The organism is Aliigemmobacter aestuarii (assembly GCF_004799285.1).
In the GTDB taxonomy this organism is placed as follows: domain Bacteria; phylum Pseudomonadota; class Alphaproteobacteria; order Rhodobacterales; family Rhodobacteraceae; genus Aliigemmobacter; species Aliigemmobacter aestuarii.
Genome location: NZ_SSND01000001.1, coordinates 1,580,946 through 1,605,147 on the forward strand (window position 1 = coordinate 1,580,946; position 24,202 = coordinate 1,605,147).

Consider the following 24,202-nt stretch of genomic DNA (forward strand, 5'->3'; position numbering starts at 1 on the left):
CGCGGGGTTGGGCGGCGCTGCGCTGCGAACTCTGCGGGGCGGCAGGCGCCGGGGCCGGGCAAAAGGTGCCGTGTGGGAAGGGACACCACACGGCACTAGTGCCTGTCGTACGGACAGGAAGGGAACCGGGGCCCGAAGGTCCCGGCATCCGGAAACGCACTCCGTTCCGGATTCGGGACCCGCCGCATCCCGAAGGACGCGGCGGAGGCTTTCAGGCGATATCGTGACCTTCGGGCACGACGCGCATTTCAAGGGCGCCATAGGGCGACGGGGTCTGCCGGCTTTCTTCCGGCAGCAGCAGGCCAAGCAGGTAGATCGCCCACAGGAACACCCCGATCCCGACCAGGAAGATCGCCGCATAGGCGGCGCCCTTCATCATCTGGCCAAGACCCCAGAAGGCCAACCGGGTCTGGCGGCTTTCTTCCAAAAAGTCGTTCGGCATGGTGACCTCCTCAATCCAGCGGCGCGTAGCCGTGTTCCTGTGCCCAGACGTACCAGTTATCGACGACCGTGCCGGTCAGCAGGATGCCGATGCCGCCTGTCAGCGTCACCAGAACCGCAAACCACCAGGCCCAACGGTGAATCCCCTCCATCGTGGCGTTGAACCCCATGGTCCAGCGCCAGAACAGGGCCGCCCGTTCCGACGCGGTGCCGCGGTCGGCGATCTGTTCCAGCTCGCGGTCGCCGCCAAAGCGGCTGACGGCAAGGATCGTCGCCCCGTGCATCGCGAACAGAAGCGCCGATCCGTAAAGGAAGGCGATCGAGAGCGCGTGGAACGGGTTGTAGAACAGGTTGCCGTATTGCAGCGAGAACAGGTTGGTCCAGTCCAGATGGCTGAAGATGCCGTAGGGCACGGCGTGGCTCCAGCTGCCCATCAGGATCGGCCGGAACAGCCCCAGCACCAGGAACAGCCAGATCGCGCTGGCGAAGGCCCAGGACACATGCTTGCCCATGCCCAGGGCCTGCGCGCGCAGCCAGGTGCGCACCCACCACGAACAGACGCTGACCAGAAGGAAGAAGCTGGCGATCAGCCACCACCCGCCTTCCTTCAGCGGCGCAAAGCCCAGGCCGTATTCCTCGGCCGGCGGCTCCAGGCTGAACCAGAACAGGTCGCGCAGGAAGACCGCGGGGTTGAACCCGGCCTGATACCAGTACCACATGCCGACCATCACGAACCACGTGATGCCCGATGCCAGCGAGATGACCCCCATCGTGCCCAGATAGACTGGGCCAAGCTGGGCGTTGCCGAACCAGCCAGCAAGAGAGGAAAACCCGGCGCTCTTGGTTCGGTTGGAAAGCTCGACGCCCTCCGCCATGCCCATTTCCGGGGCGCCGCGCACCTGAACCTGGGTAAAGATGTTCTGATACTCAGCCATTTATGCCTCCTTCGATGCCGGCCCACCACGGCAGCTGAAGCCACCAATCCCACCAGACGACCCATTGATCGAACCAGATGGTGCCCGAGATCACGATGCAGACCGCCGACCAGAATCCGGCATTCAGCGCCAGCAGAAGCCCCAGGCGGTGAATGCCCAGCGTGCCGACGGAATAGCCGATCAGGTCGCGGAAATAGGTGTCTTCATGGTCCGGCGTGCGCATTTCCTTGCCCTTCTCGGGGTTGGCCGCCGAAAGGATCAGCGCCCCGTGCAGGGCCAGCGCCAGCGCGTTGGTGAAGAAGAAGCTCACCGCGATCATGTGCGCCGGGTTGTAGTGGAAGTTGCCGTAGGTATAGCCGGTGTTGCTGACCCAATCGAGGTGGGTCCAGATCCCGTAGGGGAAGGCATAACCCCAGGCCCCCATCAGAAGCGGGCGGAACACCACCAGCGTCAGATAGGCAAAGATCGCCACGCCAAAGGCGAAGGGGATGTGATAGCCGATCCCCAGCTTGCGGCAGATTTCGACCTCGCGCAGCGCCCATGAAACGAACGCGCCCGTGGCGCAGATGGTGATGATCTGCCACAGCCCGCCTTCGCGCAGCGGGGCCATCGCGAGGCCCATTTCCACCGGCGGCGGATTGATCGAGATCAGCCAGGGGTTCCAGGTGCCCTGAAGCACCGCCCCGTAGAGGATCAGCAGGGTTCCGAGCGCCGCGAAGAAGAAGGTCGTGACGCCAAAGAAGCCGACGTAGAAAGGGCCGACCCAGAAGTCGAACAGGTTCCCGCCGACCAGCGTGCCCCCCGGCACGCGGTATTTTCGTTCGAAGCTGAGCAGTGCCATGCTTCCGTCTCCGCTTGAGCCAGAAAAGCTGCCGATGGGCGCGATGCGGCAGGTCGTCTGTGATTGAAGGTGTGGATCGTCGCGGGCGACCACGAAGGCCGCCCGCAACAGGGGTCGTCCACTTACTCGGTCGCGGTCACATAGCCGTGCTTGGCGGCGGCGATGTCGAACCAGTTGTAGGCGGGCGTGCTGAGCAGCACGAGGTGGATCATTGCCGCCAGCAGGAACAGGAACACGCCCTGCGCCACGAAGACGCGACGAGGATCGAAGATGAGCCAGATCTTGTAGAATTTGGACATTGCTTGATCCTCCTCAGAACCACGGGCGCCAGATGTAGACCGCCAGATGCGCGACAACGGCGATGGCGGTGAACAGCCAAAGCCCGCTCATGTAGACGGAGTGCAGTTCTTGCGCCTGCTCGTCGGTGAGACCTGTGAAACTCAGGTCGGATTTATCAGCCATTCTATCCTCCGGATTGGCAGACTGACGCCGCATCCCCTGCGGCCGGGTCCACGTTGCAACGGAATGCTGCACCGTGTTCTCGACAGGGCCGGGGTTTCCCCCGCCCCCACCGAAGATCTTCACCAGACGGGCGGGCGCTCCGCGTCAGGAATAGGGTTCCGCCCCCGGTCAGGGACGGAAGATCGCCGGCGTGATCTCTTCGGCGTCGCGCAACGCGCGGGCCAGAGGACCGACCGCCGGAAGGCGGCGATGCCGGATCAGCGACCAGGTCCAGACAAGGGCCTGCACCGGCAGCGCGAAGCACAGGATCAGGGCGAAATAGGTCGCATATTCGGCCTTCGGCGTGCGCTTGCGATGCGCATGTTCGAAGGGGTCGTGACTGGATATGCTGTGGTCACTCATGCTCTTTCTCCCTTGGTGGAAGCTGGCGGGGCAGGCTGGGGGCCGCCCGACAGGGTTTCGACGAATTCGACGACGACGCGTTCCGCGCCCTCGTCCAAAGCCTTCTTTTCGGCCGCGTCACGCAGCGCCTTGGCGGCGGAAATCCGGGTCAGGACCGGGTGCTGCGCGAGGATGCGCTCCAGCGCCAGCTGGGCGTCCGGGTCCCAGGGCATGTCGCGGCGCAGGGTCGTGGGCGTGGCCACGGCGCTGTCCATCTCGGATCCCAGCGGCAGGATGTGGAACAGGGCATCGAACAGGCCGTTGCAGACCTCCTGCACGATCCAGACCGCGCCCGCATAGCCCATGAAGGGCGTGCCCGTCGCACGCCGGATCGCGGCACCGGGGAAGGACGCGGGCAGGAATACCGGCTGCGGCCCGTGCCCGCCCTTCATCTCGGCCAGGTAGATCTTTTCGTTGATCGACCCCATGACGATCAGCGGCCGGTTCTGGCGCATCATCGCGCGCACCGCTTCGTTGTTGGTCTTCTGTCCGGCGACGCGCGACACGGCAAAGGCGCAGGGAAGGCCCATGTCGGTTTCAAGGAACTTCCGCACGCCGCGGGTGTAGGTTTCGTTTGCCACGATGGCAAAGCTCGCCGTTGCAAAGAAGTCCTGCGTGACCGACCGCCACAGATCCCACAGCGGCTTCAGCGTGGAATGCTTTTCACGTTCGATGAACGGCTCCGGGTCAAGGCCCAGCATCTCGCCCAGCTGGCGCAGGAACCGTGTGGTGCTGTCCATGCCGATGGGCGCCTGCAGATAGGGCTTGCCCAGCACCTCGGCGAGGCCCCGGCCGAATTCGCGATACATCACGATGTTCGCCTCGGCGTTCACCAGATTGCGCATCTCGGCCAGATGGGCGCCTAGCGGCATCACCATGTTGACCTCGGCGCCGATCCCTTCGACCAGACGGCGGATCTCGTGCAGGTCCGACGCCATGTTGAAGACGCCATACATCGGGCCAAGAATGTTGACGCGCGGCTTCGCGTCCGGATCGCGCGGTTTTTCCGGCGGCATCCGGCCCTTGGTCATCCCGAATTCGGTGAAGATCCAGGTCATCGCCCGATCGGCGGCTTGCCACTGATCCTCGTCGATCGTGCGCGGCAGGAACCGCTGGATGTTGGTGCCCATGGGCGTGACGCCGCCGCCGATCATCTCGGCAATGGAACCCGTGACCACCACGGCGGGCAGCGCCGCGTCGAGCGTTTTCCACGCGCGTTTCATCGCGCCTTCGGTGCCGTCGCGGCCCAGTTCCTCTTCGCCAAGGCCGGTGACGACGATGGGCAGTTCATGCGGCGGAAGCGCGTCGGTGTAATGCAGGACCGAAGTCACCGGCAGGTTTTCGCAACCCACCGGGCCGTCGATCACCACCTGCAATCCCTTGACCGCGCAGAAGGCATAGACCGCCCCCCAGTATCCGCCGGCCCGGTCATGATCCTGGATCAGCATCAGATCATCTCCTCTGCCTTCGCGGCGCGGGCGGCCTTGTCCAGCTTCTTCTGATGCAGGGCGCGGAAATCGGGGCGCAGGTTCGGCGCGCCTTCCCAGATGCCTGCCGTATCGCCCTGGCCCGTGCCCTCGAAGAAGGCGGACATGCCTTCCATGCGGGTCTTGTTGGCCATCGCGGCGTTGACCACCTGCGCCAGAGATCCGGCACCCGCCGGCCCCATCAGGGGGCGGGCGGAAATCAGGTTGGTAAAGTAAAGCGCCGGGCGCGATTGTTCCTTGGCCTTCTGGACGACCGGGGTCGTGCCGATGGCCAGATCGGGCTGGAAAGCCTCCATCGCGGCAATGTCGTCTTCGAGGCTGGCGCGGTACTTCACCACGACGCCGCGCGCCCCCAGCCAGTCGCGATCGGCTGCCGACCATTCGTTCCGTGCGCAGGCGGTGCCGACGTAGGGCACATCCGCGCCGCTTTCGATCAGCAGGCGCGCGACCAGAAGTTCCGATCCCTCGTAGCCCGAAACGGTGATCCGGCCCGAAATCGGGTTCGCCGCAAGCGCGCCCTTGATCGCGGGGCCGAAGGCGTTCTGCGCGGCGGCAATCTGGCCGGGGTTCACGCCATAGGCCGCGCCGATGGCGGCCAGCCAGTCCATCGTGCCGTCATGGCCCACCGGTGCCGAACCGACGACGCGGCGGCCCGCCGCCTGAAATTCGCGGATCGCGGCGGTATAGAACGGATGGATCGCCGCCACCACACCGCTGTCCAGCGCGGCATAGTGTTCGCGCCATTCACGGCAGGGAACCACCGGGCCAACGGCCAGGCCCAAGGGCGCCAGCATCGCGCCAATCATCACCGGGTCGGCGGGGAACATTTCGCCCAGAAGGGTGACGGTCGGCCGGTCGGACCGGCCCTGCGCAGGGGCGGCCACAGGGCCCGCCTGAGCCTCGGCGCGGGCATAGGCCAGCATGGCACCGGCAAGCACGTCCTTGGCTTCGGCATGGGTCGGCACGCCAAAGCCCGGCACGTCGATCCCGATGATCCGCACGCCGTTGATTTCGTTCGGCAAAAGCCGCAGCGGCACGCCCGACGCCGTCGGCACGCACAGGTTCGTCACCACCACCGCGTCATAGCGGTCGGGGTCGGCCAGTTCATGGACGGCGTCGCGGATGTCCTCGAAGAGCTTGCCGGTCACCAGCGTCTCCGAGTTGAAGGGAACATAGCCGACGGACCGGCGGGCACCATAGAAATGCGAAACGAAGCTGAGCCCGTAGACACAGCAGGCAGAACCGGAAAGCACGGTGGCCACGCGCCGCATCCGCAGGCCCACGCGCAGGGACCCGAAGGCAGGGCACATGCTTTGCGGCTTGTCGTGCGGGCCTTGCGGGTAGTCGGCGGCGTAGCGATCCAGCACCTCGGAGTTGCCGGCGGCGCGGGCCGCTGCCTCCATCTGCCCCGCGCCTGCGTGACAACCCATGCCATCGGTGGGCATGACATCTGCAACGGCATTCGGGGCGGGATGGTCAGACATCGTCATACACCACTTCCAGCGATGGCTTGAGCACGGCGTTCGCGCCGCGCATGTCGGTATCGGTCGCGGGTTCCAGCACGAATCCCGCGCCGGTGGTTTCCGCATCGAACAGGCCCAGAAGTTCGTCCTGCGACAGGGGCTTGGGCCGCAGCGGCGGGGCCTCGGCGACGTTTCCGGCCAGTTCCTCGAACAGGACCCCCCATTGCGTCGCATGGCTGCCGACGATCTGGTAATTCGCCGACTTGCGGCGCAGGTCCTCGTCCGCCGGGATGCTGGCCAGGACCGGGATGTTCACGGCTTTGGCAAAGGCCGCGGCCTCGCCCGTGCCGTCGTCTTTGTTGATGACGATGCCCGCCACGCCGACATTGCCGCCCAGCTTGCGGAAGTATTCCACCGCGTTGCAGACATTGTTGGCGACATAAAGCGATTGCAGGTCGTTCGATCCGACGATGATCACCTTCTGCGCCATGTCGCGGGCAATGGGCAGGCCGAAACCGCCGCAGACCACGTCGCCCAGGAAATCCAAAAGGACATAGTCGAAATCCCAGTCGTGAAAGCCCAGCTTTTCCAGCAGCTCGAATCCGTGGATGATGCCGCGCCCGCCGCAGCCGCGCCCGACCTCGGGGCCGCCCAGTTCCATCGCGAAGACACCGCCGCGCTTGAAGCAGACATCGCCGATCTTCACCTCTTCGCCCGCCAGTTTCTTGCGGGTCGAGGTTTCGATGATCGTGGGACAGGCCTTGCCGCCGAACAACAGGCTGGTGGTGTCGGACTTGGGGTCGCAGCCGATCAAGAGCACGCGCTTGCCCATCTCGGCCATCATGTGGCTGAGGTTTGCCAGCGTGAAGGATTTTCCGATGCCGCCCTTGCCATAGATCGCGATGATCTGGGTCTTCTTGCTGGGCGGGTCCTGGGGAACCTCCAGCGAGGGCTCCACTTCGGCCTCGGCCCGCAGCCGGGCGTCGAAATCCTTGAGGTTGGGAACGTCGAGGGTCATGCAGCGTCACTCCAATCGAGGATCATTTTCAGGCAGGCAGGATCGGTGAAGGCCCGTTCATAGGCCGCCGCCGCATCGTGGGCCGAGGTCCGGTGGGTGATCAGACCGTCAAGCGACAGGCGCCCGTCGTCGATCAGGGCACGCGTGGCATCAAGGTCGGCCGGCTGCCATTCGCTGGCGATGCGAAGGCGCATCTCCTTCATGAAGGCAGGCGGGAAGGCAAAGCTGATCGGGGCGGTGTAGAACCCGCAGAGGATGACCTCGCCGCCGCGGGCCAGCCGCGGCACCAGCGTATCCAGAAGGCCCGCCGCGCCCGAGGCATCATAGATCGCGCGATAATCGCGGCGCGGGTCGTCATCGGGGTGAACCGCCGCGTACCCCTCGGCGCCGGCGCGCCGGGTTTCGTCGATTTCCCAAACCGTGGGGGCCGGGCCGCCCAAGGCCAAAACAAGCCGCGCAAGCAAACGGCCAAGCGTGCCGTGGCCGATGATCAGGTCGGGCAGGGTCGCGCCGGGCGCGACCAAAGCGTGCAGGGCGGTGGCCGCCAGCGCCAGAAGCGCGCCGCGTTCGCCGATCGCCGGGTCAAGGCGGGCCACCCGGCTGGCTTGTGTGACCAGCGTCCCGGCAGCACCGCCAAACAGGCCGCGCACATCGCCGTCATAACAATTCGCGCCGGGAACAAAGACATGATCGCCGGGCTTCAGCCCCGTCTTGCCGCAGGTTTCCACCACTTCGCCAAAGCTTTCGTAGCCGGGGACCAGTGGATAGCCCATGCCGGGAAAGGGCGGCATGGTGCCTTGCCAGAACAGCTTTTCCGTGCCGGTGGAAATGCCCGAGTGAAGGACCCTGACGACCACGTCACCGGGCACCGGCGCCTTCAGCCCGACCTTTCCCAAGGTCAGGGCGCGGGGGCCGGAGAGGATGACAGCATTGGTCTGCACGGCCGGGGTCCTCATGAATCGGCGCGGGTTACACGCCATAGTGTAAGTTTAGACTGACAGTTTGTTATGTCAATTTAATACGACAGTCATATTCGGAGACAGTTTCGGGCCGGGCCGGGTCAGGGACGGCGCGCAACCACGACCGAGGTCACATAGGGCCTGTCGCCCGGCCTTGATTGCACGCCGCAGAAACCTGCTGCCGTCAGCAGCGTTGCAATCTCGGCCGCCGAACGCGTGCGCCCCGTACGCATCGCCAACGTGTAGATGGCGAAATAGACATCCGTTGCCGGGTCAGGCTTTGCGCCGCCGGACATCGGCTCCGACACCACCAGCATCCCGCCCTGCGGCAGCGCCGCGCAGACTGAGGCCAAAAGCGGCCCGACGACAGCGTCGGGATGGTCGTAGAGAACACGCACGAGGCTGATCGTATCGGCCCCGGTTGGCAGCGGATCAGTGCGGAAACTGCCGGGGTTGCAGGCGATGCGTCCGCGCAGGCTGTCAGGAACCGCCGCCAGAACCTGCGGGAGATCGAAAAGCGACAGTGTCAGATGAGGATGCGCACGGGCCACCTCGGCCAGGAAGGCGCCGGTGCCGCCGCCCACGTCCAGCAGTTGCCGGCGCTGCGACAGGTCGACCAGCCGCAGCGTATCCTGCGCCACCAGAACCTGGCTTTCCGCCATCAGGCGGCTGTAGCGGGCGGCAAGCGGTGCGTTTTCCGTGGCCAGAGGCCCGAAGACATAGGGCCAGAACCCCGCCAGCGCGGTTTCCGTCTGGCCCCGGAAAAAAGCCAGCGGATCGCTCAGATCACCGTAAAGCACATGGTGATGGCGCACCATCGGCTCCAGTCCCGGAACCGTCAGGAAGGCCGCGCCGCGCGGGGCCAGCGCCCAATTGCCGCGACGGTCCCGCGACAGAAGTTTCAAGGCGGCTCCCGCCCTGAGCAGAACAGCCAACGGTTCGGGCGGGATCGCGCAGCGGCGCGAAAGATCGTCTGTCGACATCGGTCCGGCGGCCAGGATATGCAGGACGCGCGCCTCTACCAGCGCGACCAGCGCCTGCGACTGGACGAAGCCCGAGATGATGGAAAACAGCTCGGCCCCCTCGCGCCGCGCCATCCAGCGCAGGCCCGGAAGCCGCGCGGCAAGACGATGAAACCGGGGCGACATCGCCAGCCGCGTCAGGAACCCCTGTGCACCCGGTCGTGCCGGGGGCGGACGCGGCTCGGCATTCATGCAGGGTCCTTGCTGGCCGCCATCGGCAGGACGGTCATCTTGCGGGCATAGGCCAGCACCAGATTGGCCAGCATCGCCTCGCCCGGACAGGACGGAATCGACGCGATCGCGCCGCCCAGGATGTCCTTCATGTGCTGCATGGCACCGTCCACGCCCATCGTCTGCACCGCCGAGGGCCGCAGATGCGCGGCGTCCTGCCCGCAGGGTTTGCCTGTCTGGTCGGATGTCAAAAGCGCATCCTTCAGGTCATCCGCGACCTGGAAGGCCTCGCCGATCCGCGCGCCCAGATCGACCCAGGGTTCGGCATCCTGCCCGGCGGCGATGGCCCCCATCTGAGTCGCCGCAACGAACAGGGCGGCCGTCTTGGCGCGGTGATAGGCGGCAAGATCGACCTTCTGTTCGCTTTCCCAGGCCTGACCCGCGCAGATCCCGTGCGGCGCGCCGGTGTGGCGGGCAAGGCAGGCCGTCAGCGCCAGCGCCCTGTCGGGCGCGGTCGCGCCGGCCCTTGCCAGCACCTCGAACCCCATCACGATCAGGCTGTCGCCCGCAAGAACCGCCAGCGGTTCGCCGAAGGCGCGGTGCAGGCTGGGCTTGCCCCGGCGCAGGCCCGCGTTGTCAAAGACCGGCAGGTCATCGTGCACGAGGCTGGCGCAATGGATGAGTTCCAGCGCCACGGCGGCCGCCGTGGCCACCTCGGGCCGGTCATCGCCGCAGGCGGTCGCGACCGCCAGAAGGATCGTCGGGCGAATGCGGGCACCCGCCGGAAAGACGGCATAGGGAATGGCGGCGGCCAACCGGGGCGGCGCCCCTTGGTGACCCAAGGCCGACAACGCCCCGTGCAGGGCCTGATCAATCCGATCGTCGAACGCCATGTGCGAATCCTTTCGCAGCGATGTGTCGATTCAGTTTGGCATCCGCATCGGCATGTGTAAATCTGAATTTACACATTGATGTAAGTTACGGATTACATATCGCGAGGACGCAGATGCCTGCCGCAGACAGCGCAGACCTGTCTCACGCCCCGTCTCAGGCGGTGGTGATCGGCGCCGGAATGGGCGGCCTTGCCGCTGCGATCCGCCTTGCCGCCGCCGGATGCCGCGTGACGGTGGTGGAACTCGCCGATCATCCGGGCGGCAAGGCGCGGGCGCGGCCCACGGTGGCAGGGCCTGCGGCGATGGGGCCGACCGTTCTGACCCTGCGATCCGAGGTGGATGCGCTGTTCAACCTCTGCGGCACAAAGACAGAGGACGAGATCGACCTGATCGCCCTGCCCCGGCTGGCCCGCCACTGGTGGCCGGGTTCCGGCCCGCTGGACCTGTATTCCGACCGCGAGGCCAATATCGAGGCGATCCGCGCCTTTGCCGGCAGCGCCGAGGCCGACGGATTCGACCGCTTTGACCGGCAGGCGCGGGCGCTTTATGACGCCTTCGATCTGCCGGTCATGCGCGCGCCCCGGCCGGACCTGCGCGGCATCCTGCGCGCCACGCTGTCGAACCCCACACTCTGGCCCGCGCTTCTGCCGGGGATGTCGCTGGACCGCTGGCTGCGCGGGTTTTTCCGTGATCCCCGCCTGCGGCAATTGTTCGGGCGCTATGCTACCTATGTGGGCGGTCGCCCGGCGCGAACTCCTGCGGTGCTCGGTCTTGTCTGGCAGGCCGAGGCGCAGGGTGTCTGGGCCGTGCGGGATGGCATCCAGGCGCTGGCCCATGCACTTGCACAGGCCGCGGCGCGGATCGGCGTGCAGTTCCGCTATGCCACCCGCGCCCGGCGGATCGTGCGCCAATCCGGCCACGTGACCAGCGTCGAGATCGAAGGCGGCGCGAAGCTGCACTGCGATATGGCGATCTTCAACGGCGACCCCCGCGCCCTTGCGGAGGGCGCGCTTGGCGATGCCGCGCGCGACGCGCTGGCCAAACCGGCGTTGCCCGCGCCCAGCCTGTCGGCCTGGGTCTGGTCCTTCGCCGCCGAAGCGGGCGGCATGACGGCCCGCGACCTGGTGCATCACAACCTTTTCTTCACCGCCGATCCGGCACTGGAATTCGGACCGATCGGGCAGGGGCAGATGCCGGTGTCGCCCACGCTGTACGTTTGCGCGCAGGACCGCGAACTGGGCCCGGCCCCGGCGGTTGAACGCTTTCAGATCATCATGAACGGCCCGGCCGACCGGCCGGCCCATCCAGACGAGGACAGATCATGCCGCGACCGGACATTCACGCATCTGCGGTCGATGGGGCTCGGCTTCACGCCGGTGCCGACGGGGGAGTGCCTGACACGGCCCGCCGATCTGGCGGCGCGTTTTCCGGGATCGCGGGGCGCCATCTATGGACAGACACCGGAAGGGATGCTGGCGGCCTTCCGGCGCCCGGTGTCGCGGACACGGCTGCCGGGGCTGTATCTGGCGGGGGGCGGGGTTCATCCGGGGGCGGGGGTGCCGATGGCGCTTCTCTCTGGCCGGCAAGCCAGCGCACAGGCGCTGAGCGACCTGACTTCTCGATCCAGGTCCCCCCCCGAGGCTATGCCTGGTGGTATGTCGACGGGATCTCGGATGACGGTGCGCAAGCCGTCTCGGTGATCGGGTTCATCGGGTCGGTCTTTTCGCCCTGGTATGCCTGGACCGGGCGGCGCGACCCGACGGATCATTGCTGCCTGAACGTCGTCACCTCGGGCGCGAACGGGCGTTTCACGATGACCGACCGTGGCCGGGCGGCGCTGGTGCAAAGTCGCGACAGGCTGCAACTCGGGCCGTCCTCGATGACATGGACGGGCCGGGAACTGGTGATCGAGGTCGATGAATGGGGCGCCCTGCCAATGGTCACGCCGGTCCGCGGGCGGATCATACTGCGCCCGCGCGCCGTCACCGGCACCGAGGTCAGGCTGACGGCGGACGGGGCCCATCTGTGGCGGCCCTTCGCGCCGATCGCCGATATCGAGGTGGATCTGACACAGGGCCACCGCTGGCGCGGGCATGGCTATTTCGACGCCAATTTCGGCACGCGCGCGCTGGAGGACGATTTCGCCTTCTGGACATGGGGGCGTTACCCGCTGCGCGACCGGACGATCTGTTTCTATGATGCCGAACTGCGGGACGGGCGGCATTTCGACCTGGCGGTCGAAACGGACATGACAGGCACGGTGCGCCACTGCATCGCCCCTCCGCGCACGCGGTTTGCCCGCAACCCCTGGCTGGTGCGGCGGGAAACCCGTGCCGATCCGGGAACCCGCCCGCGCGCGCGCCTTTCGCTGCTGGAAGCGCCGTTCTATTCCCGCGCGCTGGTCGAAACCCGCATCGAAGGCGAGCCGACCATCGGCATGCACGAGGCACTGGATCTGGGCCGCTTCCGGTCGCCGCTGATCAAGCCGATGCTGGCCGTTCGCGTGCCGCGCCGGGCCGGATGGTCCTGAACGTCAGCCGCCTTGCCGCGCCGCCATGGGGTTGAGACGCAGGACAGACAGGTTCAGCGCCCCGGCGACCGAGACCCAAGCGAGGTAGGGCAGGAACAGCGAACCCGCGATGGCATCCACCATCCAGAACGCGACCGTGGTCGCGGCCACCGCCAGCCACAGAAGCGAAAGCACGATCATCCCTGCACGGATCCTGTGCAGCCCGAAGAAGACCGGCGTCCAAAGCGTATTGAGCCCGATCTGCAGCGCCCAGAAGGCCAACGCCATGCCGACGCGGGCATCCTGCCCGGCAAGCCCCGCGACGCGCGCCGCCGCAACAGACATGCACAGGTAAAGCGTGGTCCAGGCCACCGGAAACATCCAGTCGCGCGGGGTCCAGCGGGGTTTTGACAGACCGCGATACCATTCGCCGGGCGAGAACATGGCGCCGGTCGCAGCAGCAGGGCCACAGGCCAGCAGGAAGATGAGGAAAAGCGTGAAATCCATGCCCGGCATCCAATCAGACCCTGACCGCGGAAGATAGCGAAATCCGCGTCAGTCGCCAGAAGACGCGTCAGCCGGCCGCACCGCGCCTGTCGCGCGCCTCAAGCTGCGCGAGGATCGCCAGCAGCGTTTCCGACCGGCGCGGCGGCGCTGTCGGGCGGCTTGCCGCGTCGATCAGAAAGGCAGTTTCGGGCACGGGGCGGGCATGCAGCAGGGCGTCCTGCGGGCTGACGAAGGTCAGGGCCGTGGCGGCAAGCGCCTTTCCCATCAGCCATGCCTTCTGCCGGCCCGAGGTGCGGGCACGGCGCGTCACGCTGTCATGCCCCTGCCGGGCCAGTTCTGTCCCGATCCCGCGATAGATGTGCAGCGCCGCCGCAATGCCCGGTCGGCAGTCGCGGGGCAGGCTGGCGATACCGGCCCCCGCCCTGCGATACAGCGCCTGCGCCTCGTGCAGCAGGCGCGCGGTGATTCCGGCCAGCGCGGGCGATGGGTTCGGATCGGCCAGGAAAGCCTCGGCGTCGATCCCGGCGGCCTCCAGCCAGTCGAGCGGCAGGAACAGGCGGCCCGCGCGGGCGTCTTCGCCGATGTCGCGGGCGATGTTCGTCAGCTGCATCGCCAGGCCCAGATCGCTGGCGCGGGCCAGGGCATCCGGGTCGCGCACATGCATCAGCACGCACATCATCACACCAACCGAAGAAGCAACGCGTGCGCTATAGCCATGAAGTTCGGTCAGGGTGCGATAGCGCCTGCCGGTCGCGTCCCAGGCCAGCCCCTCCAGAAGCGCTTCGGGCAGCGCGCGGGGCAGGTCGAAATCTGCGATCACGGCGGCGAAGGCGCGGTCGGGGGAATGATCGCGCGGGCGGCCCTGATAGATCAGGTCAAGCCGGTCGCGCAGGCGCAGGACGGCGGCGGCCTTGTCGCGGGTTTCGTCCACGTCGTCATCGGCCACACGACAGAAGGCATAAAGCGCCAGCGCCGGGTCACGCACCCTCGGCGGCAGCAGGCGCGAGGCGGCATGAAATGACAGGCTTCCGGTGCGGATCATCGCCCGGCAGGCGGCCATGTCCTCGGCGGCGATCATTCGGCGGCCAGCGGCAGGGGCCGGGCGATATCCCGCCGCGGCGGGGCATCTGGCACCAGCGTCGCCAGAACCTCGGCCGTACCGATCACGCCCGGCACACCTGCGCCCGGATGCGTTCCGGCCCCGGCAAGGTAAAGCCCCGGCACCTCTTCCGAGATGTTGTGCGGCCGGAACCAGGCTGATTGCAGGATGCGCGGCTCCATCGAAAAGCCCGCGCCGAAGGGCGAAAGATAGCGGTCACGAAAGGTTTCGGGCGTGAAGACCAGGCTTTCCGTCACACGCTCGGCCAGCCCCGGCAGCAGCCGGGCTTCCAGCATGTCGAGCATCTTCTGCCGGTAGGGCTCGGCCTCGCGCTGCCAGTCGATGCCGTTGTCATGGCCCAGATGCGGCACCGGAGACAGCACATAGAACGTATCGTCCCCCTCGGGCGCGACAGACGGATCGGTGGCCGACGGGCGATGGACGTAAAGGCTCATGTCACCGGCCAGACGACCGGTCTGGAAGATGTCGCGGATATGGTCGCGATACCGGGGCCCCACGACGATGGAATGATGGCCGACCTCGGGCCAAAGATCGCGGGTGCCTTTCGTGCCGAAGTACCAGACGAAAAGCCCCATCGACCAGCGCGCCCGTTTCAGTTTCGGCGTGGTCCAGCGGCGGCGGGGATGGTTGCGCAGAAGCCGGTCATAGGTATGGCCCGGATCGGCGTTCGACACGACAACGTCGGCAGGTTCCACCCGCCCGTCCGCCAGCCTGACACCCGCAGCCCGTCCGTTCGCGATCAGGATTTCATCCACTTCGGCGCCCTGCACCACCTGGCCGCCCTGATCCTCGACCACACGCGCCATCGCCTGCGCGATGGCCTGCACGCCGCCCATGGCGTAATGCACGCCGAATGCCTTTTCCAGGTGACTTACAAGAATGTACATCGAGGTGACGTGGAACGGATCGCCGCCGATGAACAGCGGATGGAACGACAGCGCGAACCGCAGTCGGGGGTCCTGCACACGCCGCGACGCATGGGCGTGAACCGACCGATCCGCCCTGAGCATGCCGAAGCGCGGCAGCACCTTCACCAGATCGGCCAGCCGGTGCATCGACCTGCGGCCCAGATCCTCGTAACCGAACCAGTAGCGTTCCTCGCTGTCCTTCAGAAAGCGTTCATAGCCCGCCACGTCGCCGGGGCTGAGGCGCGCGACCTCGGCCCGCATCGCGGCATCGTCCTGACGGGCGGTGAAGGTCGATCCGTCTTCCCACAGGATCCTGTAGAACGGGTCCATCGGCACCAGCGTCACGTCATCGTCGAACCGCCGCCCGCAGGCCGCCCAGAGTTCGCGCAGCCCCTGCGGCACGGTCACGATGGTCGGCCCAAGGTCAAACCGGTGGCCGCCCTGGCTGATCGACGACCCGCGCCCGCCCGGACGGTCCAGCCGGTCAAGGACGGTGACCTGCCATCCCTTAGCCCCCAGCCGCATGGCCGATGCCAGCCCGCCAAGCCCCGCGCCGATCACGATCGCCCGCCCCCTTCCGCTGGCCATGTTGCGGGAAGTGTCAATCGGAACGGGATTGCGATGCTGGGTCATGATTTCAGTCTATAGTGTCCCGTTTGATTTACAACTGCGCATTTTAACCCAATAAATATGTGAATTTTGTTCTTTTTCCTGAGGGCTTCATGTGTAACATTGGCCTTACACACGGCCGGAGGACAGACTCATTTCCGTTGCCACGCTCAGCCTGTTCCGTTTCGCATCCCTGCGCAGCCGCCTTTGGGTGATCGGACAGATGGCACTTGCCCGCCGCAGCGCGGCCTGGGCGGGCAGCGCCCGTTTCGTGAAGCTGTGCGGATCGGGATCGGGCGTGGGGTTCACGCCGCAGCCCAACTGGTCGGTCTGGGCAATCTTCGCAGTCTGGCCGGACGAGGCGCGGGCGCGCGAACACATTGACCGGCACCCGGTTTTCGCCCGCTGGCGCAGCCATGCCATCGAGGACTGGACGATCTTCCTGTCGCCGGTATCGGCCCGCGGCAGCTGGGGCGGGGTCAACCCGCTGATCGACCCGTCCGCGGAACGGGCATCGCGTACCGCAGGTCCGATCGCGGCGCTGACACGGGCGACTGTCAGGCCGCAGTTCGCCCTGGCCTTCTGGCGCCGGGTCCCCGACATTTCCAAGGTGATCGGATCGGATCCGAAGGTGCTGTTCAAGATCGGCATCGGCGAGGTGCCGTTGCTGCATCAGGTGACATTCTCGGTCTGGCCCGATGCCGAATCGATGGCAGCCTTCGCCCGCCAAATGGGGCCGCACGCGCGCGCGATGCAGGCGGTGCGCGACGAGGGCTGGTTTTCGGAAGAGCTTTACGCGCGGTTCCGCGTGCTTGGCACCGCCGGTGCCTGGGGCGACAAGGATCCGCTGGCCGATGCCCTTGCCGGGGCCGCCGCCGCAGGCAGGAGGGACGCCGCATGACCATCCTTCACCGTGACCAGGGGCTTGCCCCGGCACAGCCGGCTACCCGCAGCCGCCCGCCGTTCCCCTTCACGGCGATCGTCGGGCAGGATGACATGCGCCTTGCCATGGTCCTGACGGCGATCGACCCCTCGATCGGGGGCGTGCTTGTGTTCGGCGACCGGGGCACGGGGAAATCGACCGCCGTGCGCGGCCTTGCCGCCCTGCTGCCGCCGATCCGTGCGGTCCGGTCCTGCCCGGTCAACAGCGCGGATGCCTCGGCCTGCCCCGACTGGGCCGATATCCCCGATCCGTCCATCACCGAAAAACCCACGCCGGTGGTCGACCTGCCGTTGGGGGTCAGCGAGGATCGCGTGACCGGCGCGCTGGATGTGGAACGCGCCATCTCGCAAGGCGTCAAGGCATTCGAACCCGGCCTGCTGGCGCGGGCGAACCGCGGATACCTCTACATCGACGAGGTCAACCTGCTGGAGGATCACATCGTCGACCTGCTGCTGGATGTGGCGCAGTCGGGTGAGAATGTTGTCGAACGCGACGGGCTGTCGATCCGTCATCCGGCGCGTTTCGTGCTGGTCGGTTCGGGCAACCCCGAAGAGGGCGACCTGCGCCCGCAGTTGCTGGACCGTTTCGGCCTGTCGGTCGAGGTCCGTTCGCCGCGCGATATCGAGACGCGGGTCGAGGTGGTCCTGCGCCGCGAGGCCTACGAGGCCGACCCGCTGGCCTTCGCGGCAAGCTGGGCCGAGGCCGAGGCCGATCTGCGCGCGACGATCCTTCGGGCGCGGGCCGCATTGGCGCGCGTCCAGACACCCCGCGGCGTGCTGGAGGATTGCGCCGCCCTGTGCATCCGCCTTGGTTCGGACGGCGTACGCGGTGAACTGACGCTGCTGCGGGCGGCGCGCGCCCTTGCGGCCAGCGAAGGCGCCGAGGCGGTGACGCGCCAGCACCTTTGCCGTGTCGCGGGCATGTCGCTGGGCCACCGGCTGCGCCGCGACCCGCTGGATGAGGCCGGCGCGACCGACCGGGTGGCGCGTGCCGTTTCCGAAACCCTCGGCTGTCCCGAGATCTGAGATGACCGCCTGGGCCCGCCTCGACCTGGCCCTGCGCGTGCTGGCCATCGATCCGGCGGGCATCGGCGGGCTATGGCTGCGCGGCCGCGCCGGGCCCGTCCGCGACATCGCCTCAAGGGCCATCGCGGCGGCTCCGTTCGACAGGCCGCAGCGGCGGCTGTCACTGGCCGTGGACGATGCAGCCCTGCTGGGCGGCCTTGATCCGGTGGCGACACTGGCGCAGGGCCATCCGGTGCGACGCGAGGGGATTCTGGCAAGCCCGTCCATCCTTGTCCTGCCGATGGCCGAGGCCGCGCCCCCCGCGCTTGTCGCGCGGCTGGCACAGGCGCTGGACCGAGGGCTTCATGGCCTGATCGCGCTGGACGAAGCCGCGGAGGACGGCGAGGGCATCGCACCCGCGCTGGCCGACAGGCTGGGTCTGTTCGTCCATCTGGAAGGAGAACGCGCGCCGGCGCGCGCACCCGAACCGATCGCGGCTGCGGATCTGGCGCGCGCCCGCGAACGCCTGCCGAATGTTGCCTGCCCGGCCGAAGGCATCAGCGCCCTTGTCATCGCTGCGGCGCGCATGGGGATCGCGTCTGACCGGGCCGTGATCGCTTGCGTGCGGATCGCGCGTGCGCTTGCCGCGCTTGAGGGGCGCGACGTCGTCACCGACGAGGATCTGGCGCAGGCGGCGGGCCTTGGCCTGACCCATCGCGCGATGACCGAGGCAGAACCGGATGCCCCGCAGGACCCTGCCGAGCCTCCGGCCGACGATCCGCCGCCCGACGATGACGCTGCGGAAACCGCACCGGGAGAGGTGCAGGCCCTGTCCGACCGGCTGGTCGATGCCGCCAGCGCTGCCCTGCCGCCTGACATCCTTGACCGTCTGGCCGCCGCACGGGCGGCGCGCGCCGCGCGCGGAACCGGCGGGACCGGGTCCGCCAAGGCGGGGAACCGCCGGGGCAGGCCGCTGCCGTCGCGGGCCGGGCGCCTGGACGGACGATCGCGGCTCGACCTGGTGGCGACATTGCGCGCCGCGGCACCGTGGCAGCCGCTGCGGCGTCGCGAGGCCGCAGGCGGGCCCGATCGGGCGCTGCTGGTCCGTCCTGCCGACCTGCGGTTGCGGCGGTTCCGCGAAATCTCGGACCGGGTGCTGATCTTTGTGGTCGATGCGTCAGGGTCGTCGGCGGTGGCCAGGCTGGCCGAGGCGAAAGGCGCGGTGGAACTCTTGCTGGCGCAGGCCTACAGCCGCCGCGATCATGTGGCCCTTGTGGTGGTGCGGGGGATGCAGGCGGAACTGGTGCTGCCCCCCACGCGCAGCCTTGTGCAGACAAAGACGCGGTTGCGCGGCCTGCCTGGCGGTGGCGGAACGCCGCTGGCCTCGGGTCTTTCGGTGGCTCTGGGGTGCGCCCTGCGGGCCCGGCGTCAGGGCATGACGCCAAGCCTTGCGCTGCTGACCGACGGGCGCGGCAACATCGCGCTGGACGGGCGGGCCGACCGACCGCAAGCGCAGGCCGATGCCGAGGAGCTGGCGCGCGCCATCCGTGCCGCGGGAATCACCGGGGTCGTCCTGGATGTGGCCAACCGCCCGCAACCCGCGCTTGCGGCGCTGTCGCGCCTGATGGACAGCCGCTATGTGCCCTTGCCGCGCGCGGATGCACGGCAGATCGCGGCGACCTTGGGCTGACGATGAACCCGCTGCGGCTTCCTCCGGACTGGCCCTATCGCGACGCGGCGCTGAGCCTGCGCGTGGGCCGGTTGCGTCACTGGCTGATCGATACCGGCCCGCGCGATGCGCCCGTGCTTGTGCTGCTGCACGGAACCGGGGCCAGCGGGCACAGCTTTCACCGCACGATTCCCGGTCTTGCCGAACGCTGGCGCGTGATCGTGCCAGATCTGCCGGGGCAGGGCTGCACCATCAGCCCCGGTTTCCGCCGCCTTGGCCTGGACGAGATGGCCGAGGACCTGTGGGCGCTGTGCGATGCGCTGAAGGTGGCGCCCGAGGCCGTGATCGGCCATTCCGCCGGGGCCGCGATCGGCCTGCGCATGGCCGAGATGCGCCCGATCCCGCTGGGTGTCATCGGGTTGAACGCGGCACTGGGGGAATTCGAGGGGGCCGCGGGCCTGCTGTTTCCGCTGCTGGCAAGGGGCCTTGCCAGCCTGCCGATGGCGGCGGGCGCGATGGCCGCGCTTTGGGGCAGGCCCAACACGGTGAACCGCATCCTTGCGGGCACGGGATCACCGCTCGATCCGGAAGGACGGGCGATGTACCTGCGGCTGGTGCGCGACCCCGATCATGTGACGGGCACTTTGGGCATGATGGCGCAATGGCGGTTGCAGGGGCTTCTGTCGCGCCTGCCCGCGATGGCCTTTCCCGTTTGCCTGATCGCCTCGGAAGGCGATCGCGCCGTGCCGCCGCAGGTGTCGGTGGATGCCGCGCGCAGGATGCCGCAGGCGCGCGTCGTCCTGCTGCCGAAACTTGGCCACCTTGCGCATGAAGAGGCCCCGGACGGCCTGTCAGGCGAGATTCTCGGCTGTCTGTCCCAAAGGTGAACCGGCAAAGATCATGTCGGCATGGTCCTGCAGGTAGATGCGCAGCCAGGGTGTGAACATCTGCGGATGCCGCGCGATCTGCGCCCGCAGATCGGCCAGCGACACCCAGCGGACCGCCTGAACCTCGGCCGGGTCCAGCGACATCGCCATCTGCGGTGGGGCCTCGGCCACGAAGACCTCGACCAGTTCATGTTCGATCAGGGGTTCGCGGACGCCCGGCACATCGGCCCGGTATTCGACCTGCCCGACATGCCGCAGGTCAAGCCCGGCGATTCCCAGTTCCTCGGCCAACCTGCGCCCGGCGCAATCGGCGGCGTGTTCGCCCCAATGCGGATGGGTGCAGCAGGTGTTCGCCCAGAGTCCGGGCGTGTGATACTTCCCCGCCGCGCGCTGCTGGATCAGGATCCGGTCGCCACGCAGGACAAAGACCGATATCGCCGGATGGCGCAGGCCCTGCCGATGCACGGCCAACTTGCCGGTCGGGCGCAGGACGCCGGATGCATCCCAGGCCGGGATCGGCGTGTCGGCAGGCTGTTCCGTCATGACCATTTCGGCGACACAACTCCCATCAGGTGCATCAGGTTCTTTACCCCGATCTTCAGATGCGCCAGCGGGCGGGCGGCCACCAGCTTCTTGTTCATGTAAGCCTCGAACGTCAGGCGCTGCACGTCGATGTCATGGCACAGGCTGACAAACCGTTCGCGGCGGTCATCGTTGCGATAATAGGCATCCTGCATCGACCGCAAGACCTTGAACACCGTGCCATGCTCTTTCAGGAACATCTTGCGCGCGCGCTTCAGGTCAGCGGGGTTGCCCGACCGCAGGAAGGCCTGCGCCGCGGTCGCCGCAGCCCGTCCACCGGCCATCGCGTAATAGATCCCTTCGCCCGAGGACGGCGCGACCACGCCGGCCGCATCGCCCGCCAGCACGACATCGCGGCCGTTTTCCCACCGGTCGAGCGGCTTGAGCGGGATCGGCGCGCCTTCCTTGCGAATCGTTTCGCAGCCGGAAAGGCCCGACATCGCGCGCAGGTCGGCGGTGGCCTTCTTCAGATCCACATCGGCCACCTCGGTCCCCATCCCGACCGAGGCCTTGTCGCCATGCGGAAAGACCCAGCCATAGAAATCGGGGCTGATCCGACCGTCATAGACGACGTCGCAGCGCGCCGGATCATAGCTGGCATTGGCAGGCGGCGCCTTGATGATCTCGTGATAGGCGATGACATAGGGGATACGGTCGCCGCCGGGCACCTCGGCCCGCGCCACGCCGGATTTCGCGCCATCGGCCCCGATCACGACTCGCGCCGTCGTGCGCATTTCCTCGCCCGTGGTCTTGCCGCGCCAGATCACATGCGTGCCCCCGGCATCGCGTTCGATCCTCAGGAACGTGCCGGTCAGCCGATCCGCCCCCACCATCCGCGCCCGGTCGCGCAGGAATTCGTCGAAATCCTCGCGGTCGACCATGCCGACATAGCCGCCATCGATGTGGATATCCACTGCGCGCCCGGTGGGCGAGATCATCCTTGCGGTGCCGATGCGGGCAACGATCAGATGGTCGGGGATATCGAAATCGGCGATCAGCCGGGGCGGGATCGCCCCGCCGCAAGGCTTGATCCGCCCCGCCCGGTCCAGAAGCGCCACGCGATAGCCCGCGCGGGCCAGATCCTCGGCGGCGGTGGCGCCCGACGGGCCGCCGCCCACGATGAAGGCGTCGTAGATCATCGTCATTCTCCCGGCACGGCAAGGCCCGACGCCACGGGGCGACGGCCTGGCATGGTTTCAATCACTTTCAGCGCGATGATGGCCGAGATCACGAACAGGGCCGCCTCGAACCCGAATGTCAGGCCAAAGGCCTGGGCGTCCGGCAGGGCCTGGCGCGCCAGATCCACCAGAACCGCGCCGGTCAGCCCGCCAAAACCCGCCGCGACGGCCTGCGCCGCCCCCCACAGGCCCATCCGCGTGCCCTCGCGCGCGTCGCGGCCCTGCCCGGCCAGCGCCATCATCGACCCGATCGCCGCGACCGCGAACATGCCGTTGAAGAAGCCCATCGCGACCACCATCGGCACGAACAGCGCGCCATTCGTCTGGCCCGTCGCGATGATCGCCGCCAGCGCCGCGGCCGACCCCATGCAGCCGGTCGCCACCCACAGCCTCAGGCTGCCGATGCGGAAGCCGGTCGACAGCACGCCGACCAACGCCATCCCGAGGAAAACGCCGCCATTCTGCGCGCCCGAAAGCTTGGTGGATTCGCCCGGCGTGAAGCCGAAGACCAGCCCGGCATAGGGTTCCAGGATCAGCTCCTGCATGAAATAGGCGGTCATCGACAGGAAGACGAACAGGGTAAAGTTGCGCGCCCGCCGTTCGGCCCAGATTTCGGCGATGCCCTGCCGGAATGGCATTGGTTCCGGCTCGCGCCCGGCGATGACGCGCGCCTCGATCCCGGCGATGGCCAGCATTGTCAGGATCAGCGCGCCAATCGTGACCGCGCCCACCACCTGCATCAGCCTCAAGGGCGTGTAAGGGTCAAGGAAATGGCCCGCCGTGGCCGCCGTGGCCGCAATGCCGAAGATCATCATCAGCCATGTGATCGTTGCCGCGGCCGCCCGGCGGCGCGGGGCGGTCGCCGTGGCCAACAGCGCCAGAAGCGAGGTGCCCGACGCCCCCACGCCAACGCCGATCATCCCGTAGGCCAGCACCGACAGGATCAGACCGGCCGTGCGCGCATGGGCCATCCACAGGACCGCCAGCGCGGCAAGGAAGGCGCCCGCCGCCAGGACCGCCATGCCGCCGATGATGAACCTTGTGCGGTTGCCCTTGGTATCCGACCGGAAACCCCAGTTCGGCCGCGTGATCTGGATGCCGTAGTGGAAGGCGACCAGAAGACCGGGCAGGACGGCGGGCAGCGCCAGTTCCACCACCATCAGGCGGTTCAATGTCGATGTCATCAGCACGACAATCGCGCCAAAGCACATCTGCACCAGACCGAGGCGGATGATCTGGACCCATGAAAGCGTCATGCCAGCCCCCGAAGGGCGAAGGCCGAAACCATCATGCCCGAAACGTAAAGCACGACGCCGGTGCCGTTGTACCAGGGCGCATGGCGGCGCGGGTCGCGGAACAGGCGCCGCATCGCCAGAAGCTGCACAAGGATCAGCCCGAAGACCGCCAGCGCGTGAACCGGCTTGCCCCAGATGACGAGCAGCGCCACGACCAGAAGTTGCGCAAGCGCCATCACCGTGCAGGCGATCCTGGCCGCGACCTCGGGGCCAAGTGTCACGGGCAGCGACCGCACGCCATGCTGGCGATCGCCTTCCAGCGCCTTGAAATCGTTCAGCGTCATGATGCCGTGTGCGCCAAGCGCATAAAGGCCCGCGATGGCCACGATCTCGAACCGGGGGGCGCCCGACAGAAGCACCGCCGCCCCGGTGAACCACGGCAAGCCCTCGTAGGACAGGCCCACAAGGCCCGGCCCCCACCAGCCTGACCGCTTCAGGCGGACAGGTTCGGCGGAATAGGCCCAGGCGGCGATCACGCCGACGACCGTGGCGCCAAAGCCCCAGGGACCCAGAAGCCAGCCCACGGCAAGCGACAGCGCGGTCATCGCGAGCGCGATGTAAAGGCCCCAGCGGCCCGGTATGCGGCCCGACGGGATCGGGCGGTGCGGTTCGTTGATCGCATCGACATGGCGGTCGCACCAGTCATTGGCCGCCTGGCTCATTCCACAGACGATCGGTCCGGCAAGGATCATCCCCAGCAGGACCATCGGCCATTCGGCGCCAAGGGCCACACCCGAAGACACCGCGCCGCACAGGAAGGCCCAGGTCGGCGGGAACCAGGTGATCGGCTTGATCAGGGTCAGCATGGCCCGGGGTTCGGGCAGGTGACGCGGGGGATGTGTGATCGCGGTGCTCATG

25 protein-coding genes are annotated in these 24,202 nt (G+C 67.6%); 6 read left to right on the forward strand and 19 right to left on the reverse strand.

Annotated features, from left to right (window positions below):
* Nucleotides 1–211 precede the first annotated feature (211 nt).
* The 12 genes from pufX to E7811_RS07785 form a co-directional block, all read right to left on the reverse strand.
* A complete protein-coding gene (gene pufX, locus E7811_RS07730) occupies nt 212–442 on the reverse strand; it encodes an RC-LH1 core complex protein PufX (RefSeq protein WP_136393943.1) in 231 nt (76 codons plus the stop codon).
* A gap of 10 nt (nt 443–452) precedes the next feature.
* Nucleotides 453–1,376, reverse strand: coding sequence for a photosynthetic reaction center subunit M (gene pufM / locus E7811_RS07735; protein WP_136393944.1), 924 nt, complete (start codon nt 1,374–1,376; stop codon nt 453–455).
* Nucleotides 1,369–2,217 (reverse strand): photosynthetic reaction center subunit L, encoded by an 849-nt coding sequence (pufL, locus tag E7811_RS07740; RefSeq protein ID WP_136393945.1) that lies wholly within the window; start codon nt 2,215–2,217, stop codon nt 1,369–1,371. The genes pufM and pufL overlap by 8 nt, the downstream gene beginning before the upstream one ends.
* 122 nt (nt 2,218–2,339) lie before the next feature.
* Entirely contained in the window at nt 2,340–2,516 is a 177-nt protein-coding gene (gene pufA / locus E7811_RS07745) for a light-harvesting antenna LH1, alpha subunit (protein ID WP_136393946.1), read from the reverse strand.
* A 13-nt stretch (nt 2,517–2,529) separates the two neighbouring features.
* Nucleotides 2,530–2,679, reverse strand: coding sequence for a light-harvesting antenna LH1, beta subunit (pufB, locus tag E7811_RS07750; RefSeq protein WP_128514097.1), 150 nt, complete (start codon nt 2,677–2,679; stop codon nt 2,530–2,532).
* 168 nt (nt 2,680–2,847) lie between these two features.
* Nucleotides 2,848–3,081 (reverse strand): cytochrome PufQ, encoded by a 234-nt coding sequence (pufQ, locus tag E7811_RS07755; RefSeq protein ID WP_136393947.1) that lies wholly within the window; start codon nt 3,079–3,081, stop codon nt 2,848–2,850.
* Nucleotides 3,078–4,568, reverse strand: a complete 1,491-nt coding sequence (gene bchZ, locus E7811_RS07760; RefSeq protein WP_136393948.1) for a chlorophyllide a reductase subunit Z — start codon at nt 4,566–4,568, stop codon at nt 3,078–3,080. The genes pufQ and bchZ overlap by 4 nt, the downstream gene beginning before the upstream one ends.
* Nucleotides 4,568–6,091 carry a chlorophyllide a reductase subunit Y gene (bchY, locus tag E7811_RS07765; protein WP_246020256.1) on the reverse strand — a complete coding sequence of 508 codons (1,524 nt, stop codon included), beginning with the start codon at nt 6,089–6,091 and terminating at the stop codon, nt 4,568–4,570. Before bchY ends, bchZ begins: the two co-directional genes overlap by 1 nt.
* Nucleotides 6,084–7,088 (reverse strand): chlorophyllide a reductase iron protein subunit X, encoded by a 1,005-nt coding sequence (locus E7811_RS07770; protein ID WP_136393949.1) that lies wholly within the window; start codon nt 7,086–7,088, stop codon nt 6,084–6,086. Before E7811_RS07770 ends, bchY begins: the two co-directional genes overlap by 8 nt.
* Nucleotides 7,085–8,029 (reverse strand): chlorophyll synthesis pathway protein BchC, encoded by a 945-nt coding sequence (gene bchC / locus E7811_RS07775; RefSeq protein ID WP_136393950.1) that lies wholly within the window; start codon nt 8,027–8,029, stop codon nt 7,085–7,087. The genes E7811_RS07770 and bchC overlap by 4 nt, the downstream gene beginning before the upstream one ends.
* 119 nt (nt 8,030–8,148) lie before the next feature.
* Nucleotides 8,149–9,261, reverse strand: a complete 1,113-nt coding sequence (locus tag E7811_RS07780; protein ID WP_136393951.1) for a methyltransferase — start codon at nt 9,259–9,261, stop codon at nt 8,149–8,151.
* Nucleotides 9,258–10,133: a polyprenyl synthetase family protein gene (locus tag E7811_RS07785; RefSeq protein WP_136393952.1), complete on the reverse strand. Its 876-nt coding sequence runs from the start codon at nt 10,131–10,133 to the stop codon at nt 9,258–9,260. Before E7811_RS07785 ends, E7811_RS07780 begins: the two co-directional genes overlap by 4 nt.
* 113 nt (nt 10,134–10,246) lie before the next feature.
* Between E7811_RS07785 and crtD the strand changes: the two genes are divergently transcribed.
* Complete coding sequence (crtD, locus tag E7811_RS07790; RefSeq protein ID WP_136393953.1) at nt 10,247–11,833, forward strand: 1-hydroxycarotenoid 3,4-desaturase CrtD; 1,587 nt, start codon at nt 10,247–10,249, stop codon at nt 11,831–11,833.
* A complete protein-coding gene (gene crtC, locus E7811_RS07795; protein ID WP_136393954.1) occupies nt 11,830–12,663 on the forward strand; it encodes a carotenoid 1,2-hydratase in 834 nt (277 codons plus the stop codon). Before crtD ends, crtC begins: the two co-directional genes overlap by 4 nt.
* A gap of 3 nt (nt 12,664–12,666) precedes the next feature.
* Here the strand turns inward: crtC and tspO are convergent, their stop codons facing one another.
* The 3 genes from tspO to E7811_RS07810 all read right to left on the reverse strand — a co-directional run bounded on the left by tspO (nt 12,667) and on the right by E7811_RS07810 (nt 15,765).
* Nucleotides 12,667–13,149: a tryptophan-rich sensory protein TspO gene (gene tspO / locus E7811_RS07800; RefSeq protein ID WP_136393955.1), complete on the reverse strand. Its 483-nt coding sequence runs from the start codon at nt 13,147–13,149 to the stop codon at nt 12,667–12,669.
* Between the two features lie 67 nt (nt 13,150–13,216).
* Nucleotides 13,217–14,227: a 15-cis-phytoene synthase gene (crtB, locus tag E7811_RS07805; protein ID WP_136393956.1), complete on the reverse strand. Its 1,011-nt coding sequence runs from the start codon at nt 14,225–14,227 to the stop codon at nt 13,217–13,219.
* Nucleotides 14,224–15,765 (reverse strand): phytoene desaturase, encoded by a 1,542-nt coding sequence (locus E7811_RS07810; protein WP_246020258.1) that lies wholly within the window; start codon nt 15,763–15,765, stop codon nt 14,224–14,226. Before E7811_RS07810 ends, crtB begins: the two co-directional genes overlap by 4 nt.
* A gap of 175 nt (nt 15,766–15,940) precedes the next feature.
* Here E7811_RS07810 and crtA point away from each other — a divergent pair, with 175 nt between their 5' ends.
* The 4 genes from crtA to bchO are packed head-to-tail and all read left to right on the forward strand — an operon-like array spanning nt 15,941 to nt 20,289.
* Nucleotides 15,941–16,687 (forward strand): spheroidene monooxygenase, encoded by a 747-nt coding sequence (crtA, locus tag E7811_RS07815; RefSeq protein ID WP_136393958.1) that lies wholly within the window; start codon nt 15,941–15,943, stop codon nt 16,685–16,687.
* On the forward strand, nt 16,684–17,754 hold the full coding sequence (bchI, locus tag E7811_RS07820) for a magnesium chelatase ATPase subunit I (RefSeq protein WP_136393959.1): 1,071 nt from the start codon (nt 16,684–16,686) through the stop codon (nt 17,752–17,754). Before crtA ends, bchI begins: the two co-directional genes overlap by 4 nt.
* A gap of 1 nt (nt 17,755) precedes the next feature.
* Nucleotides 17,756–19,423, forward strand: a complete 1,668-nt coding sequence (locus E7811_RS07825) for a magnesium chelatase subunit D (protein ID WP_136393960.1) — start codon at nt 17,756–17,758, stop codon at nt 19,421–19,423.
* Between the two features lie 2 nt (nt 19,424–19,425).
* Nucleotides 19,426–20,289: an alpha/beta fold hydrolase BchO gene (gene bchO, locus E7811_RS07830; RefSeq protein ID WP_136393961.1), complete on the forward strand. Its 864-nt coding sequence runs from the start codon at nt 19,426–19,428 to the stop codon at nt 20,287–20,289.
* Here the strand turns inward: bchO and idi are convergent.
* From idi to chlG, 4 genes are read right to left on the reverse strand one after another with little or no spacing between them, the layout of a single operon-like run.
* Nucleotides 20,254–20,832, reverse strand: a complete 579-nt coding sequence (gene idi, locus E7811_RS07835) for an isopentenyl-diphosphate delta-isomerase (protein ID WP_136393962.1) — start codon at nt 20,830–20,832, stop codon at nt 20,254–20,256. The genes bchO and idi overlap by 36 nt on opposite strands.
* Nucleotides 20,829–22,010, reverse strand: coding sequence for a geranylgeranyl diphosphate reductase (locus E7811_RS07840; RefSeq protein WP_136394279.1), 1,182 nt, complete (start codon nt 22,008–22,010; stop codon nt 20,829–20,831). The genes idi and E7811_RS07840 overlap by 4 nt, the downstream gene beginning before the upstream one ends.
* Nucleotides 22,011–22,012: 2 nt before the next feature.
* Entirely contained in the window at nt 22,013–23,305 is a 1,293-nt protein-coding gene (locus E7811_RS07845) for a BCD family MFS transporter (protein ID WP_136393963.1), read from the reverse strand.
* Nucleotides 23,302–24,201 (reverse strand): chlorophyll synthase ChlG, encoded by a 900-nt coding sequence (chlG, locus tag E7811_RS07850; protein ID WP_136393964.1) that lies wholly within the window; start codon nt 24,199–24,201, stop codon nt 23,302–23,304. The genes E7811_RS07845 and chlG overlap by 4 nt, the downstream gene beginning before the upstream one ends.
* Nucleotide 24,202: the final 1 nt, after the last annotated feature.